14 protein-coding genes and 2 pseudogenes are annotated in these 15,843 nt (G+C 40.7%); 7 read left to right on the forward strand and 9 right to left on the reverse strand.

The genetic code is table 11. The annotated features are described in order from the left end of the window. Positions 1–74 precede the first annotated feature (74 nt). The 7 genes from tal to VSAL_RS18830 all read right to left on the reverse strand — a co-directional run bounded on the left by tal (position 75) and on the right by VSAL_RS18830 (position 8,418). Positions 75–1,025: a transaldolase gene (tal, locus tag VSAL_RS18800; protein ID WP_012551846.1), complete on the reverse strand. Its 951-nt coding sequence runs from the start codon at positions 1,023–1,025 to the stop codon at positions 75–77. A gap of 369 nt (positions 1,026–1,394) precedes the next feature. Next, entirely contained in the window at positions 1,395–3,089 is a 1,695-nt protein-coding gene (locus tag VSAL_RS18805; protein ID WP_231850976.1) for a BatD family protein, read from the reverse strand. Between the two features lie 5 nt (positions 3,090–3,094). Further along, positions 3,095–4,954, reverse strand: coding sequence for a vWA domain-containing protein (locus VSAL_RS18810; RefSeq protein ID WP_012551848.1), 1,860 nt, complete (start codon positions 4,952–4,954; stop codon positions 3,095–3,097). Continuing rightward, complete coding sequence (locus tag VSAL_RS18815; RefSeq protein ID WP_012551849.1) at positions 4,947–5,909, reverse strand: vWA domain-containing protein; 963 nt, start codon at positions 5,907–5,909, stop codon at positions 4,947–4,949. The genes VSAL_RS18810 and VSAL_RS18815 overlap by 8 nt, the downstream gene beginning before the upstream one ends. After that, entirely contained in the window at positions 5,902–6,453 is a 552-nt protein-coding gene (locus tag VSAL_RS18820; protein WP_012551850.1) for a DUF4381 domain-containing protein, read from the reverse strand. The genes VSAL_RS18815 and VSAL_RS18820 overlap by 8 nt, the downstream gene beginning before the upstream one ends. After that, complete coding sequence (locus tag VSAL_RS18825; protein WP_012551851.1) at positions 6,453–7,412, reverse strand: DUF58 domain-containing protein; 960 nt, start codon at positions 7,410–7,412, stop codon at positions 6,453–6,455. Before VSAL_RS18825 ends, VSAL_RS18820 begins: the two co-directional genes overlap by 1 nt. Positions 7,413–7,461: 49 nt before the next feature. Further along, positions 7,462–8,418 carry an AAA family ATPase gene (locus tag VSAL_RS18830; RefSeq protein WP_012551852.1) on the reverse strand — a complete coding sequence of 319 codons (957 nt, stop codon included), beginning with the start codon at positions 8,416–8,418 and terminating at the stop codon, positions 7,462–7,464. Between the two features lie 192 nt (positions 8,419–8,610). Here VSAL_RS18830 and VSAL_RS24295 point away from each other — a divergent pair, with 192 nt between their 5' ends. The 3 genes and pseudogenes from VSAL_RS24295 to VSAL_RS18840 all read left to right on the forward strand — a co-directional run bounded on the left by VSAL_RS24295 (position 8,611) and on the right by VSAL_RS18840 (position 10,232). Further along, entirely contained in the window at positions 8,611–8,733 is a 123-nt protein-coding gene (locus VSAL_RS24295) for a hypothetical protein (RefSeq protein WP_407921300.1), read from the forward strand. A gap of 212 nt (positions 8,734–8,945) precedes the next feature. Next, positions 8,946–9,971 (forward strand): annotated as a pseudogene (locus tag VSAL_RS18835) (methyl-accepting chemotaxis protein); the annotation flags it as partial. A gap of 60 nt (positions 9,972–10,031) precedes the next feature. After that, the gene (locus VSAL_RS18840; protein ID WP_012551853.1) at positions 10,032–10,232 is read left to right on the forward strand and encodes a hypothetical protein; all 201 of its coding nucleotides are present in this window, start codon (positions 10,032–10,034) and stop codon (positions 10,230–10,232) included. A gap of 94 nt (positions 10,233–10,326) precedes the next feature. Here VSAL_RS18840 and VSAL_RS18845 read toward each other — a convergent pair whose 3' ends face one another. Further along, positions 10,327–11,031, reverse strand: coding sequence for a hypothetical protein (locus VSAL_RS18845; protein WP_012551854.1), 705 nt, complete (start codon positions 11,029–11,031; stop codon positions 10,327–10,329). A 149-nt stretch (positions 11,032–11,180) separates the two neighbouring features. On the opposite strand from VSAL_RS18845, the gene VSAL_RS18850 reads away from it, so the two are divergent. The 3 genes from VSAL_RS18850 to VSAL_RS23630 are packed head-to-tail and all read left to right on the forward strand — an operon-like array spanning position 11,181 to position 12,627. Next, positions 11,181–11,606: a hotdog fold thioesterase gene (locus tag VSAL_RS18850; RefSeq protein ID WP_023604663.1), complete on the forward strand. Its 426-nt coding sequence runs from the start codon at positions 11,181–11,183 to the stop codon at positions 11,604–11,606. Positions 11,607–11,627: 21 nt separating this feature from the next. Further along, entirely contained in the window at positions 11,628–12,452 is an 825-nt protein-coding gene (locus VSAL_RS18855) for an HDOD domain-containing protein (protein WP_012551856.1), read from the forward strand. A 19-nt stretch (positions 12,453–12,471) separates the two neighbouring features. Further along, entirely contained in the window at positions 12,472–12,627 is a 156-nt protein-coding gene (locus VSAL_RS23630; protein ID WP_162467884.1) for a hypothetical protein, read from the forward strand. A gap of 24 nt (positions 12,628–12,651) precedes the next feature. Here VSAL_RS23630 and VSAL_RS18860 read toward each other — a convergent pair whose 3' ends face one another. Further along, positions 12,652–13,635, reverse strand: a complete 984-nt coding sequence (locus tag VSAL_RS18860; protein ID WP_012551858.1) for an integron integrase — start codon at positions 13,633–13,635, stop codon at positions 12,652–12,654. Positions 13,636–14,006: 371 nt separating this feature from the next. On the opposite strand from VSAL_RS18860, the pseudogene VSAL_RS22980 reads away from it, so the two are divergent. After that, a pseudogene (locus tag VSAL_RS22980) lies at positions 14,007–15,152 on the forward strand (IS91-like element ISVsa10 family transposase). Positions 15,153–15,843: the final 691 nt, after the last annotated feature.

The raw sequence follows: 15,843 nt of genomic DNA on the forward strand, positions 1-15,843 counted from the left end.
ATGGAATAGGCACGTTGAGAATGTTACTTATAACGTGATTGCTTTTGCTCTTATAGTAGCGAAGCGTTCTAGTTTTATAGCTTAGCTGCGATCATTTCTTCTAGCTTACCTTGGTCAACCGCAAAGTTACGGATGCCTTCAGCCAGTTTCTCAACCGCCATTGGGTCTTGGTTGTGATCCCATAAGAATTCCGCGTGAGTCATTGCTGCTGGGCATTCTTTATTGCCGTTAGTATCAATCAGTTTCTCAACCACTTCGCCAGTCGCGTCTTCAAGTTCTTGAAGTAGGTTAGGGCTAATTGTTAGACGGTCACAACCTGCTAACTCAAGGATTTCACCGATGTTACGGAAGCTTGCGCCCATTACGACTGTTTTGTAGCCGTGCTCTTTGTAGTAATTGTAGATACCAGCAACAGAGATAACACCTGGATCTTCGCTTGGTTCAAAATCACGACCTTCTTTTGCTTTGTACCAGTCCATAATGCGACCAACAAAAGGAGAGATTAAGAAAACGCCTGCTTCAGCACATGCACGCGCTTGAGCGAAAGAGAAAAGAAGCGTTAGGTTACAGTTGATGCCTTCTTTTTCTAGCACTTCAGCAGCGCGAATACCTTCCCACGTTGAAGCCAGTTTGATAAGGATGCGATCGTTAGTGATGCCCGCCTCGTTGTACATTTTGATAAGTTGGCGCGCTTTTGCAATGCTGCCTTCTGTGTCGTAAGAAAGACAAGCGTCTATTTCTGTAGAGATACGACCAGGAACTACTTTTAAGATTTCTTTACCAATGCTCACTGCAAGCATGTCACACGTATCTTGTACTTGCTGTGCTTTGTCGTTGCTTTGTGCTTTTGCGTATTCAATTGAAGCATCAATTAATGGCGCGTACTCTGCAATTTGTGCTGCTTTTAGAATTAGAGAAGGGTTAGTGGTTGCATCTTCAGGTGTGTATTTCGCAATTGCTTCAATATCACCAGTGTCTGCTACTACTGTTGTTAGTTTACGAAGTTGTTCTAATTGAGTTGTCATACTACTTACCCTTACTGATCACATGCTGTTTAGCATCTTCTTTAAAGTCCGTTTCGCTGCCATTGATTCTCATTTGCTTGAACAAATGAAATGGCAGTGAACATTTGATGCATCAATAATTGAGCTTTATGGGATAGATGTCAATGGTAAATAATAAAATAAAGAGAATAAGAAGAAGTTTTATTTGAAAATTTGATAGAGATCGTTTGCGTAAACTAGGAACAAAAACCAATAGAGGCTTAATTCAAATCGTAAATAAAGAATAGTGATAAAAGTGAGGGGGAATAAGGGGTAGATGATCATTCGTAATAAAAAATAGCCAGTTTACTCAACTGGCTATTTGGGATGATTAAAAGAGAGCACTTAGCGCTATAGTTGTTCTAAGGTGACCCCTTTTGAACTTGCGATACTTTTCTTATTCAATAAAGCATTAATCTCAGTGATTATGTATTTTGTTGAGCTTAACTTATTGTTTTCTTTTGAGTATTGTTGCTGGCTAAGTGCAGTGATGCACATTTTAATTGCACTTACATCAATGCTTTGTTCTAAAAGTAAAGGGGCTAGATCCGTTAAAATTTGATGCGCTAATATACTGTTGTTATCACTTACTGCACGAATGAGTGCTTTTGTGTCAATAGTACTTGTACCTACTGTGTGCTTTTCTTCTTTTTTAGAAGACTGAACTTTTGTATGGTGGATGTACCATGCAAGAAGCGTTATCAACCATAATAAAGCGAACAGAACGGTGGTATAAGGCCAAAAACCTTGAGCTTCATCACGTTTTTCTACGTCAACAGGCTGCGCATATGTTTGCTGCTGGATCTTTTGCTCATCAGTTTGAGTGCTTGGTGTGATAATTAACTGCAATGATTCAAGGGTTGCGGTCTCTGATTGTCGTGTCTTACTGTTCCACCATTGAACGGAAACTGCCGGTAATGTCACGCTTCCCGCTTTGTGTGGAATGATAACTTGTTTAATTGTCATCACACTGTTTCCTTCACTGTCTGTGCCTATCACTGGCTTTTCATCGTACATACGAACCGATTTAGGGTACTCAATGGACAGTGTTGGTAATTTTTCTGGCGGAACATCAGCCATGTTCAGAATTATCTGACGAGTGATAGCAGTGCCGGCCTCAATGGTTGTCGATGTCATTGGTTTTCCATCAATTAGCCATTGTTGACCTAGTTTTAAGCTAGAGGTTGGTAACCAAGTGCCTTTAAAGTCGGCAGGTTTTGCTAATACGGTTAATTGATAATTCTCTGGTGAGATGTTTAATGGGATCAGTTTAGTGCTACGTCCATAACGATCCGTTTGGATCAGGCCGCCAGTAAAAGCCAAGCCTGAAAAATGCAGTTCACCTACTTTATCTGCGCTGACATTGAAAGTCTGTTCAACGACGGTGGCTTGCAATCCATCAATCACGGTTTGGTATTGTTTACTTTCACCAACAGGGGAAAACTCAACGCCATTGCCTTGTGGGGTTATGATGTTGGGATCTTTTAAACGACGTGTATCAGCAAAGATGGCAATTTTGGCATGAAATTGTGCCGTTTCACCTTCGTATAATTCTGACTTGGTTAATTCACCACTGACTTTAATCACATCACTGCTTTTTGGTGCAGTGGCGTCTTTGTTGACTCGAATTGTGATTGGATTGGTTTTCTCACCGCCAACGTTCAAACTAGGAATGGTTAGCGTGCCCATTCTTGTTGGAGCAATAGAGACCGTCCATTGACTTTGTACACTGTAATCGCCATTGACGAGTGATCGTGAGCTACCAAAGCTCACTTGGCCTGAGCGGAAGTCGTTACCAAGCTGGCTTGTATCAAACTTACTTTGATCGGCACTTTTATCGACTGACACCATTAACTGAATCACTTCGTTTTCAGTAATTTGGTTTTTGCTCACGGTTGCTGTCGCTTGAGCGTAACTTAACGAGATGCCACTTACACACAGCACTGCAAATAAGACGACTTTTTTTATTAGAGACGTATTAATAATAGAAAAGCGCATTGTAGAAGCCTTCATCATGGAAGATAGGGTGACTTGTTTTATACTCATCAAAATTACCATTCATTTTCAGAAGCTTGTGGCGCTTCTTGTTGTTGAGCTTGTAAATAGAGTTGGGCACGAAGTAATTGATCTTCTTTTGCGCCAGATTGCTCTAGTTTCTGTAAACGAGGATCGGTTTTTATCACATCACTGTTTGGTGGCACTTGTTGTGATTGCATCTGAGCTTGTTGTTTCTCGTCTGCTTTATCTTGCTCGCTTTTTTTGTCTTCTTCAGCTTTAGCTGCGGCTGATTTCTCTTCTTCTTGTTTTTGCTGTTGTTCTTTTTCTTTTGACGCGGCATCTTTTTCAGACTTTTCAGACTTTTCAGACTTTTCAGACTTTTCAGACTTTGATTCTTTATTCTGCTGATTCTGCTGATTCTGCTGTGAATCTTGAGACTTAGAATCTTTAGAGTCGGATGGCTTATCTGAATTCTGTTTTTGATCCTTTTTTTGATCCTTTTTCTGATCTTTCTTTTGGTCTTGTTTGTTATCTGATTTTTTGTTTTTGTCATCTTGCTGTTGCTGTTGCTGTTGCTGTTTTTGCTCTAGCGCTTTTTTCACAACCTCAAGATTCTTTTTCGCATCTTCCATGTCAGGATTGTTATTTAACAACGACTCGTATTTTTCTTTTGCTTCTTCAAGCTGACCACTTTGTGCCAATGCATTTGCCAGATTATATTGAGATTGAGGGTCTTTTAATCCAGACAGACTTTCAATGGCTCCTTTATAATCACCGGCTTTGTATTGTGCTGCGCCTTTCCACTCTTTCGAGTTAAATTGCCCACTGGCTTCTTGGTAATTCTTTTGTTCAAATTGTTGATGCGCATTGTAGTCATCAGACAACAGAGTATTTGCCATCGATTTATCTACCGGAAGCAATACCAACAATAAGGCTAAGATCAGCCCTTTTCTAAAAGAAAGCAGAGTTAATAAGACAATAGGGAAGAGTAACCAATACCCATGATTCGCTCGGCTATTTACTTGTGTATCACTGTTTTGAGTGATTTGCTCTACGGGAGTTTTGGTTAATCGAGCAATGGCTTCAATGTCACTGTTGTCTGATTGAATTAACTCAGCAATGCCTTTGGTTTCATTCGCTAAGGTAATGAGCGGTTGAGGATCCAAGGTTGCAACAACGGTTTTTCCTGAACGGTCTGTCAATAATTGACCTGAAGGCAATTCAATGGGCGCGCCATTTTTAGTCCCAATACCTAACAAGCTAATGCGCCATTTTGTGCCTTTTACCCGTTCGGTGACTTTATCTAGCTGTGCGTTTGAAATGCCATCGGTGATAACGATAATGTCCCCTTGCTGATGGCCTGATTTTTTCATCATCTCAATACTTTGAGAAATCGCGCTAGATAAATTACTGCCTTTGCCTTTGTAGGGCATGATTTCTGGCGATAAATTTTGAATCAAGTTCTCTAACGTTTTACTGTCTTCGGTTAATGGACTAATCAAATAGCTGTTATTGGCGTAGGCAACTAACCCTGTCATGCCTTCTTTCCAATAAGGCAGAAGATCATTCGCTTTGTATTTTGCCTGCGTTAAGCGATTGGGCTTTACGTCTGTCGCATAAAGCGAGCGAGACATGTCCATCACTAAAATACGAGCACCAGAAAGCTGAAAGCTCGGCGTGTCTTTATAGCCAAAACTTGGGCCTGCTAATGCCGTCGTAATACATACCCACGTCAATATTAAGCCAGATAAAAACGTATTGGATTGCTTTTTCTGAACCATTCCAAGTTGTTTAGCAATGTGCGGCGCAATTAAGCCCACATGATGGCGGTTTTTACGCTGAACAATAACCAACAATCCCAAAGGGATAAGCGCTAAAAACCACATCGGATAAAGGAAAGTAAAATCAGCCATGGCGTTTTCTTACTCCTACGATAATGAAAATAATGAATAAATAGCCCATGAGAGGGTAACGGAACCATTCCTCATGAGGTCGCCAAGTTTGAGTTGCTTGAGTCACTGGTTCTAGCTTATCAATGGTTTGATAAATCTCTGCCAATTCATCGGCATTACGTGCACGGAAATACTGTCCACCGGTCATCGTTGCTATTTTTGTTAGTGTGTCTTCGTCTAAATCTCGCGCCGTGTTGACGGTTTGATTACCAAAGAATCCACGTACCTGCATTTCACCAGCACCAATACCCACCGTATAAATTTTGGCGTTATTGTCTTTGGCCAGTTGTGCCGCTTCAATTGGATCTAATACGCCAGCGGTATTTGCACCGTCACTCAATAGAATGATGGTTCGCTGAGGTGCGTTACTCTCAATAAAGGTTTTGGTGGCTAATCCTAACCCTTCACCAATGGCGGTTCGTTGTCCTACCAAACCAAGTACCGTACGATTGAGCTGTTCTTGTACTGTGTTTCTATCAAACGTAAGGGGGGTTTGTAGATACGCATGATCGCCAAATAAGACTAACCCTAATCGGTCGCCTTTGCGTTTCTCGATAAAATCAGACACTACGCGCTTTACCGCCGTTAAGCGATCCACAAAACCGGAATCTGTTTTCATGTCTTCTTCTGACATTGAACCGGATAAATCGACCACCAACATCATGTCTCTGTGTTCTGGTTGAATATCAACAGGGTCGCCATACCAAACGGGGCGAGCCAATGCGCCAACCAATAAAACCCAAGCGATTGACATCAAACCGATATTGACGCGTTTATTCGGTTGCTTATATTCGCCTTGCTCTGGTAAGCGAGGAAGATGAATCGCTTCGCCTACGTTTTCTTCTGGCACAAAGAAATAAAAGAGAAAAGGAATTGGCAATAAAAACCATGCCCACCACCACACAAACTCAATCATGTTGTTTTCCTTTTGATGATCTTGATGAGAGTAGTGAGCCTACTCGTTTAATGGGCAGTGCATGGGTCAACCAATAACGAGTGTCATCATAGAAACGTTGTTGATTGATTTCTGATAATTCGTGTTGTCCATACAGTGCCTGTTCTAACATTTCTGAACGGGAAGAGAAATGCACGTTTGCTTGTTTCTTCACGGGCAGTTTTTGCTCAATAAAGTGCCACCATGCAAGGCCATGTAATGCCGCAATGTCTTGGCGAGGAAAATGGCTCAATGCCGCTTGCTTTAATAAAGTCGCAATTTCTCGGGTTTGTGTTGGTTTTAGCGTTGATAATTGAGCTAAAGCAACACGTTGTAATTGACGTTTTTTACGATAACGAATCAAAGCCCAGACGAGTAGGGCGATCACTAAGATGATGAAAATAATCATCCCGTAACCTTGCCATGATAAAGACAGGCTTGGAGCCGCTGGCAAGTGAATATCCGCTAAAGGTAAAGCGGGAGACTGCGGTGCAGCGCCGGGATCTGCGATGGAAGATAAAGACATTATTTCGCTCCTTTATCCGATAACGAGGTCAGTTGACTTAACAGGGGTAAGCCTGATGACAACGTATGAAGATGAATACCTAATTGCATTGCCATGTTGTGCACGTACGCTTTATGTAAATTCGCTTGTTGTTGCAATGCATTCTTGGTGGAAAGAGAAGAGAAATCCAACCACGCGGTTCGTTTATTATCAGACACATGCTCAACGCCATTAAAGCGGGTAACACCTTGCTCAAGAGGATCGTTAATCATCACAAATTGAATTCGATTGTGCTTACTCAATTGGCTGAAGATGGCTTTACACTCACCAGTGAGGGCGTAAAAATCACTGATGATCACAATCTCGCTGCCTTTAGGGCAAAGACGGTGAAGTTGTTGTAATCCTTTCACAAAAGAATCCGCTTGCTCTGCCGCGTTTTTCGTTTCACTACTTGTGCTAGTGTTGTGTTTTTCTATGATTTTTTGAAGAAACTGCAACACCACTTTTTGACGAGAAGACGGTTTACAATCAAGAGTCGAAAGACCATCAAAAATGATCCCTCCGACACGATCCTTCTCTGCTAAGGTTATCCAACTTAATAAACTGGCAAAGTGCGCGGCTTGTACGGATTTAAACAGTAATTGAGAACCAAAACGCATGGTGTCACTGACATCCACAAACAGCATGGTTGGCTGCTCACGTTCTTCACTGTATAACTTCGTGTGTGTTTTTCCTGTACGTGCGGTAACGCGCCAGTCAATCGAACGAATGTCATCGCCCGGTTGATATTGACGTACTTCAGAAAAGTTCATGCCACGGCCTTTTTGTCGGCTTTGATGACTGCCATTCATTTTTGACCAAACAGATTGAGAAGGCGGTAACCACTGTAATGAATGGTTCTTGTAGTGAACCATTTCATTAAGTGACAATGTAACGCCGTTACTGTGTGGTGGCAGTGATAGAGTATTTGTTTTCTTCACAATATCTGCTTATTTATTAGCGTTGTGTTTAGCGATACGTAATCACTAACTAAGACGCGGCAACCATTTGCAATAAACGCTCAACCACTTTATTTGCCGTCATGCCTTCTGCTTGGGCTTGAAAGCTAAGAAGCAGACGGTGACGCAATACCGGGTAGGCCATTGCTTGCACATCTTCAGGGCTAACAAAATCACGGCCAGCTAACCATGCATGCGCTCGAGCACAGCGATCTAACGCGAGTGTGGCACGAGGGCTGACACCCATTTCAAGTTGGCTTGCTAACTCTTGGCAGTATTGCATTGGCTTACGTGTCGCCATGGTAATACGAATAATGTATTGCTCAATTTCAGGTGCCATATAAATAGACAGCACTTCTTTACGAGCCGAGAAGATCTCACTTTGCGCTAATGGTTGTGGTTTCTCTGCTTGTTCGCCTAATGCTTCACCACGGTTCAAACGAAGAATGGCAAGCTCGTCTTCCGCGCCAGGGTAATCCACATCCAAATGCATTAAGAAGCGGTCAAGTTGTGCTTCTGGCAGTGGGTAAGTCCCTTCTTGCTCAATCGGGTTTTGCGTTGCCATTACTAAGAACAAATCAGGCAGTTGATACGTATTGCGACCTGCGGTGATTTGTTTTTCTCCCATGGCTTCAAGCATGGCGGCTTGAACTTTGGCTGGCGCACGATTGATCTCATCCGCAAGCACTAAAGAGTTAAAGATAGGCCCCGGTTGGAAAGTAAATTCGCCGGTTTCTTGGCGATAGATATCCGTTCCCGTTAAATCCGATGGCAATAGATCAGGGGTAAATTGAATGCGGTGGAAATCCCCCTCAATAGAATCGGCTAAAATTTTAACGGCACGTGTTTTTGCAAGACCTGGAGGGCCTTCAACGAGGATATGTCCATCGGCAAGCAAGGCAATCAATAATTGTTTTACTAAATCCGGTTGACCAATAACTTGAGATTCAAGATAAGTTTGTAATTGCTGAATTTTTAACGCTGGCATAGTTCACCCAATGTATCGATTGTTTCGTAATTATTGTGTTGTGACTGATGAAAGCCACATTAGTTCCTAATAATATTGGGTTTAATTACGATTATTCAACTATTTAGTAAATGAATTTAAATCCAATTATTTATTAAAGTAATGATTGGCTCGGTCGTTATACAAAGGGTCTATTTTAGCTGTGGAAAAATTATGATTAATCTAACAATAAAACAGAAACTCGTGGGCGGTATTGTTATCGCTATTATTGCTTCAACGTCTCTTGTGGGCATTGTTGCTCAAAAAAAGCGTATGAAACCCTTGATGAAAGGCTAACAACGCTAGAACTGCCGACCATTCTTGACCGCATTGGTGGTGAAGTCGACAAAGAAGTCTCTATTATCTCATCAGCCGCTGAACAAATGGCGAATAACCCGTTTATTCTTAATGCCATCGCTGATACTGATATGACCGCAGACGAAGAAACGATCCTTATCGATCAACTCAAACAACAGTTTAGTCTGAATGATGCTTCGGTTGCTAACCGTAAAACGGCGGATTATTGGAATCAAGATGGCTTCTTGCGCCGATTAACGCCACAGCAAGATGCATGGTTCTTCGATTTTATTCAAAGTGGCCCTGAGCGCATGCTGAACGTATTCACTGAACAAAATGGCGATGTGAAGCTGTTTGTTAACTTTCAGCAATTGAATGGGTTATCCATGGCGGGTTTCTCTAAATCCTTAGATGACATGGTTTCATTATTAAACGGTTTTCGTATTGAGAAAACGGGTTTTGTGTACTTAATGGATGGCGAAGGTAACATTAAAATCCATAAAAACAGCGCCATTATGGGTAAACAATCCATCAGTGATGTTGTGGGAAGAGAAGAAGCCGCGGTATTACTGAAAAAACAAAACTTCAATTTAAGCCGCATGGACAAAAATGGCAAAGAGATCTTTATTGCCTCGCATTACATTCCTTCGATGGCGTGGTTTATTGTGACTGAAGTGCCTGTCGATGAAGTATTTGAAAGCCTTCACGGATCCACTCAAGACATTGGTTCAATCCTTGATGTGATCCGTGGTATTTCAGACCAAACTAATTTATTGGCACTGAATGCGGCGATTGAAGCAGCACGTGCGGGGGAACATGGTCGTGGGTTTGCTGTTGTTGCGGATGAAGTGCGTCAGTTAGCGAGCCGTACTTCCGTGTCTACTGATGAAATTCAAAAGATGATTGATCAACTCCAAAGTGAAGCCAAAAATGCCGTTGATGCGATGGAAGCCAGTCACGCAGTTACTGCGCGTGGTGTAAAATCAGCAGACACGGCAACAGAGGTGCTTGCGGGTATCGCATTAAGCATTACTGATATTTCAGACATGAATACACAAGTCGCCACCGCAACAGAAGAGCAATCAACCGTGGTTTATACGATTAATCAAAATATTGAAGAGATTAATGGCATTAATGAGCTAACCACGGCGACAGCGCAAGAGCTTGCCGATTCAAGTCAGCAGCTTAATTCGCTTTCACAACGATTAGATCAATTAGTTGGTGCATTCAAAGTTTAACTTTTATGGGGAACTCTTGTAGAATCCCCCTAATTGTTTTAATGAATTGAGAAAATAATCATGAGTGATATTGAAAAAGAACTTCAAGAAATGGTACAGCAGGGTTCAAATGAACCAGAAGTGGCATTGCCTTCAATTGAAGATCAAAAAGCGATTGTTGCCGAACTAAAACGTCTTGAAGCCGCGGGGGAATTAACCCCTGAAATACTTGAAGCACATTTTGGTAAGTTCAATACCGATGACGATGCCCCAATTCATTAATTAATGTTTGGGTGACATCAATAAAAAATGCCAGTCTCTCTCGATGCTGGCATTTTTATTTGTTTGTAATAATAAGAATATCTATAAATACAAATTAGATTAGGGTTGATAGCAAGCCGATCACACCACCGAATATACCGCCCCAGACCACAAGCCAGCCAAGATGCTTCTTAATCATATCTTGAACCATTTCTTTAACTAATTTTGGGGTTAGTTCACTAAGGCGTTGGTCAATCATCTCTTCAATGGTCTTTTGAATATCATCCATCATATCTGGCGTTTCAAGTTGAGCCTTTAATGCCGTTTTAAATTGCTCTTGTTGGCTGATTTCAGTGATTGATAGCTTCATCTTTTCCATGAAGGGTTCACGCAAAGGTTGAATGGCCTCACTGCCACCCATCATCGCGATCATCCCGCCAAATTGTGAGTTCATGATCACGTCGACTAAAGAATCAAACGTCGGTGATAAGTCAATCGTATCAATGACGGGTTCTAGGTTGATATTAAGTGATGAACCCATTCCTTTTGATAAAAACTTATCAACGTTCGATTTAGTAAAGAATTGATCCATCATTAGGCGTTTGATGCTTGCTTTAAATTCTTCAAAGCGTGCAGGAATCACTCCTGATCCATATAAACCTGGTACTTTCTCAAACAACATGTGAATGGCTAACCAGTTTGTTAACGCGCCAGAGAAAGCAAACAAACCAATGTAATATACGGTATTTTGTTGCGTGTAATAACCAACTGATAACAATGCCAATGAGATTAAGTTAGTGATCATGCTTTTATTTAACATATCAATCCTGATGTAAGGGTAGGGCTAAAAATTTTATGAAGTTTATCAGTTAGTAAAAGGGCTCAACAAGCGAAAATATGTTTTTCAACTCGATTGTTGAGTGTAAACTGTCAAGACACACCGTCATGGCACACATTAAGGAGATAACGATGAGTATTTGGAAGCGAGTGATGGATTTAAGTGTTTTAAACGCGACCTCTCGAAATACCTTAATGGAGGCGCTTAATATTGAATATTGCGCTTACGATGACGAGTCGATTACCGCATCAATGCCAGTGACCCCTACGGTACATCAACCGCTAGGCATGTTACATGGTGGTGCTTCGGTAGCGCTTGCTGAATCGGTTGCTTCAATTGCGGCCAATTGGTGTGTTGATGAATCTAAATATTGTGTTGGCTTAGAGATTAACGCCAATCATATTCGTGCAGTACGTGAAGGCACTGTCTTCGCGACTGCAAAACCTTTGCACTTAGGTGCAACCACTCAGGTTTGGGTGATTGATATTAAAGATCAACGAGAACGCTTAGTCTGCACAAGCCGCTTTACTGTGGCTGTGATGAAGAGAAAAAAGTAGCGACTTGTTGTGGAGATATGTATGGAAGAAAATGAAATTCTAAGTCACGCTCATGAGCTACCAAAAATTCCTAAAGTTATCCGTGAGATGATGGAATTAGTGAATGATCCTGAGGTTGAACTGCAAGAACTATCACAAACCATCTCATTAGAGCAAGTTGTGAGCGGACGTGTATTGCGTTTGGCTAATTCGGCACATTTCTCCCGTGGGAAAAGTGTGTCTTCAGTAAACCAAGCGGTGGTTCGTTTAGGTCTTGAACCATTAAAAACGTTGATCATTGCGTCTTCGTTAGTTAGCGCCTTCCCGTATGTTGAAGTCATCGATTTAGAAGGCTTTTGGCAAGAAACGTTTGAAATTGCAGTGCTAAGTAAAGCGATTGCCCAAAGTTGTGCGGTTAATCCAAACGATGCTTTTACGGCTGGAATGATGCATAATATTGGCGATTTGATGATTTATACCGTTATGACAGATCACGTTCCTGCGATTTTTGAGAAAATAGAAGCGGGCAGCTTAAAAGTGAATGCGCAGAGGTCAACCATTGGTACTGATAGTGCGATATTAGGCGCTAAATTAGCTGAGAGTTGGCGCTTTTCTGAAGAGCTTGTTTTTGCTATTTCAGAGCAGTATGAACCAAAAGTGGATAACATTTATTCACCATTAGCGGCTACGATTCGTTTGGCTAATGCGATTAATCGTGATTGGGATAGATTAGAAACGTTTGATGCTAAAAAAGTATGGCTATCTGAGCAGATTGAAGCGGATATATTATTTTTAAATACCGATGTGATTGGTAGCCTTGATGAAGTAAGAGGTTCGGGCGTTGAAATGGCTCGATTAGTAATTTAACTATGCAAAGAGAATGGATGTGTCTGCACTTATTGGGGCATTTTGTGTGATTGTGTCTTATCTATCACCTGATTTTATGGTGAGCAAGTTTTTTGTGGTGGTGGCTGTCTTCTTTTTGGCGAAAGCAATTCGATCTATTGTGTTATTGCTAAAACATCGCCAATATGAACTGTAATTAATTGAGCTGATTCGTTAGGTTTTAATCAAAATCTAACGGACTCTTAGTTCCTGAAAAATGCAAACCGATTACATGTGTGTAGATCTGAGTCGTCTTAATATCAGAATGACCTAGAAGTTCTTGTATTGTTCTTAAATCTGCCCCTCTTTCTAATACTCGCGTTGCAAAGCTGTGTCTAAATGTGTGACAACTTGCTTTTTTATCAATGCCGACTTTTAGTATGGATTTTTTTACTGCGGATTGAATTGTTCTATCCAACAAATGATGTCTACGATGTTTCTCTGATCGTGGGTCTTTACTGATTTGTGGGGATGGGAAGACATATTGCCAACCATAACTTTTTGCTTGCGTTGGGTATTTTTCAGCCAAAGCGTAGGACATATAGACTTCATCATTACCGTTTATCGCATCGAGTTTATGCTGTTGTTTAACAAACGCAAGTTGTGTTTTTATCGCGTCGACAACACTTTCAGGCAATATTGAGGTGCGATCTTTATTCCCTTTGCCGCTTTTAATCGTGATTATCTTTTTATCTAGGTCAATATCATTAACTCGAAGTCGAAGCGCTTCATTGATCCTCAATCCACTGCCATACATCAGTTGTGCAATGAGCTTAATTGGGTGATTTAGATTGTGAATAACATCCATGGCTTCTTTATGCGTAAATACGGTTGGCAGTTTTGTGGCCTTTTTTGAGCGTTTAAAATCTAAACTATCAACGGATTGTTGTAAAAATTCTCGACATAAAAAGACAAGCGCATTAAGGGCCGTTTTCTGTGTATTAGGCGATACGTTTTGTTTTATGACGAGATGCTCAAGGTAACTTGGGATGTCAAAGGCTTCAATTTCTTCTTTAGAGGTGTAGTTTTTAAAGCGAATAAAACTACTTATCCAATAAATATAGTGCTTTTCTGTATTGTAAGCTAAACCACGAGTGCGAATGAAAATACGAAGTTGATCAATAAAGCGTTGTGAGGTGGGATTGAGGTTTAATGGAATGTCCATAATCTCTGATTTTTGATAAATAATGAAGGTAGTGTAGTTACTTGATAATAACTTTCCATGTAGTTTCGCATATTTATGGCTGACTTATGATTTTACTGGAAATGTTAAATTAATCAGTTACATGCGAATAGGGTTTTAATCAGGATATACGAATTACATTCTGCTATTTCTATCACGTTTTATGATGCGATGGCTGCTATGATATTGGTTTTAAAGTAGAATGTGATGACTTGATTGTATTGAGATAGATAGTAGAGATATTACGAATCTAGTTGGTATAATTAAATGTTAAATCTGCCGAGCAAGCTCGAAGAGTGCGCTGCCTCGTAATTATCCCTCTTAAACATCTCCTTCATGGTTAGATTTACTGTATGAGTAAACATACAGTTCAAACCTTTTTACAAAAAAGGTTTGAATCATATTCGAAGAACCATCGACTCCCTTTATATCAACTTAAGGGGATCAGTCGGCTTTCATCTTGTCGAACTTCATCGATGGGAGGTCATGCGCTGTATTGTGATAATGGTCATCTCAATGGCTATTGGTACAACAGCTGCGGGCATCGAAGTTGCCCACAATGTGGTGCTCTTAAAAGAGAGCAATGGCTTAAGAAAGTTGATTCGTTTATTTTAGATACTTCTCATCATCATTGGGTATTTACTCTTCCGCATGAGTTACATGAAATATGGTGATATAACAGAGCATTATGTCAGCAAACACTGTTTGACTCTGTACGTAAAACGATTCAGATATTAAGCGCGGATGAGCGATTTCTAGGTGCTAAGGTTGGGTGTGTTTTGGCTCTACATACCTGGGCTCGAAATCTAACTTTTCATCCTCATCTTCATTGCTTAATTACTCATGGTGGATTGAGTGATGACGGTTGGGTTGAACCAAAGAAAAGTATTCTATTTCCTGCCAGAGTTATGATGAAGCTGTTTCGCGGTAAGTTCATTGCAGCGCTACGCGCAGCAATGAATAAAGGAGAGTTAAATTATCCTGACACGCTTTCAAAACAAGATGTTCTAAATCTTTTTAATAAATGGGGTGTTTTGGACTGGGTTGTTCATTGTGCAAAACCGTACTCACATGGTGCTGGCGTTGTTAAATATTTAGCGCGATATGTTCGTGGCGGAGCCATAAAAAACAGTCAAATTATGCACGTGTCGAACAAGGAAGTGCGAGTTAAGTACAAATCTCATCAAACAAAGAAAACAGAAATGATTAGGCTAGAGCCTAATCATTTTATTGAGCGTATATTAAGTCATATAGCGATACCAAAAAAGCAGCAATACCACTTTGTTGGTTTGTATCATAATCGATGTCGAGAGAGGCTGAATAAAGCTCGACAGTATCTTGGCCAAGAGCGGATAAAGGACATTAGTCCTTTATTATGGCGAGAATACGCGGAAAGCAAAGAGCAGGTACCATGTTGTGATGAATGTGGAGGCAAGGTTACGGTATTGGCTCGATTCAAAGTGATAAACGGTGAATTTATTTTTTCATTGAAAATGTGATAAGGATTATTCTATTTCGTGTAGAAAGCTTGCTGCTGCAAGCGGTTCCAGTTATCGTGTGGTAGTTGGTTTATTTACTTGAAATAAATAGATATTTAGATAAGTGAAATGAGTATTTCCCTTGTTTTAGCATATAGAAATCACAAAGACATCGGCGCAGGCTTGCTCGTCAAATTTAACAGCTGCTGTAACCGAGTCACTAGTGGCAAATTTAACAATCGAATCAATGCGATGCTTATAACATTCGGCGTTTGTGGTTTAAAGTGTATTTAGTGCTATTAATCCGTCGTTTACACGCATTATTCTAGGCGTTACACGAACTCAAAGATTGTAGTTTTTTGGTTCAGTTCAGCGATTGAGCCGTTAGTTTTTTAGGCGTGAAAGTAGGGTGGTTTTCCTTTTTCTTTGTTGCCTTTTAATATTCGTTTTATCAGGCTCGGCAATTTACTATTATTGCCAAAAGTTCATGGATTTCAGAAACCAATTCACGCTTCAATTGTTCATGGTTTTGCCTCATTTTAGTTTGCATCAGTGTTTTCCTCGTGACATTTTCTATCCCAATTGTGGTTAGGATATTTGGTTTGTCAGCTCAAAACTGGCTGAAACCAAGTCGTACAAATGGTGTAAGAAAAAGGGATTGTTTCATCTCGCAGTTTTTGCCGTTGATTGGATATTTTGCTCGCTTAATTGA

This window comes from Aliivibrio salmonicida LFI1238 (assembly GCF_000196495.1).
GTDB classification, from domain to species: domain Bacteria; phylum Pseudomonadota; class Gammaproteobacteria; order Enterobacterales; family Vibrionaceae; genus Aliivibrio; species Aliivibrio salmonicida.

Bases quoted from the DNA above. Each gene is read 5' to 3' on its own strand.
- tal (WP_012551846.1), bottom strand. From the start codon at position 1,025: ATGACAACTCAATTAGAACAACTTCGTAAACTAACAACAGTAGTAGCA.
- VSAL_RS18805 (WP_231850976.1), bottom strand. From the start codon at position 3,089: ATGAGTATAAAACAAGTCACCCTATCTTCCATGATGAAGGCTTCTACA.
- VSAL_RS18810 (WP_012551848.1), bottom strand. From the start codon at position 4,954: ATGGCTGATTTTACTTTCCTTTATCCGATGTGGTTTTTAGCGCTTATC.
- VSAL_RS18815 (WP_012551849.1), bottom strand. From the start codon at position 5,909: ATGATTGAGTTTGTGTGGTGGTGGGCATGGTTTTTATTGCCAATTCCT.
- VSAL_RS18820 (WP_012551850.1), bottom strand. From the start codon at position 6,453: ATGTCTTTATCTTCCATCGCAGATCCCGGCGCTGCACCGCAGTCTCCC.
- VSAL_RS18830 (WP_012551852.1), bottom strand. From the start codon at position 8,418: ATGCCAGCGTTAAAAATTCAGCAATTACAAACTTATCTTGAATCTCAA.
- VSAL_RS24295 (WP_407921300.1), top strand. From the start codon at position 8,611: ATGATTAATCTAACAATAAAACAGAAACTCGTGGGCGGTATTGTTATC.
- VSAL_RS18840 (WP_012551853.1), top strand. From the start codon at position 10,032: ATGAGTGATATTGAAAAAGAACTTCAAGAAATGGTACAGCAGGGTTCA.
- VSAL_RS18845 (WP_012551854.1), bottom strand. From the start codon at position 11,031: ATGTTAAATAAAAGCATGATCACTAACTTAATCTCATTGGCATTGTTA.
- VSAL_RS18850 (WP_023604663.1), top strand. From the start codon at position 11,181: ATGAGTATTTGGAAGCGAGTGATGGATTTAAGTGTTTTAAACGCGACC.
- VSAL_RS18855 (WP_012551856.1), top strand. From the start codon at position 11,628: ATGGAAGAAAATGAAATTCTAAGTCACGCTCATGAGCTACCAAAAATT.
- VSAL_RS18860 (WP_012551858.1), bottom strand. From the start codon at position 13,635: ATGGACATTCCATTAAACCTCAATCCCACCTCACAACGCTTTATTGAT.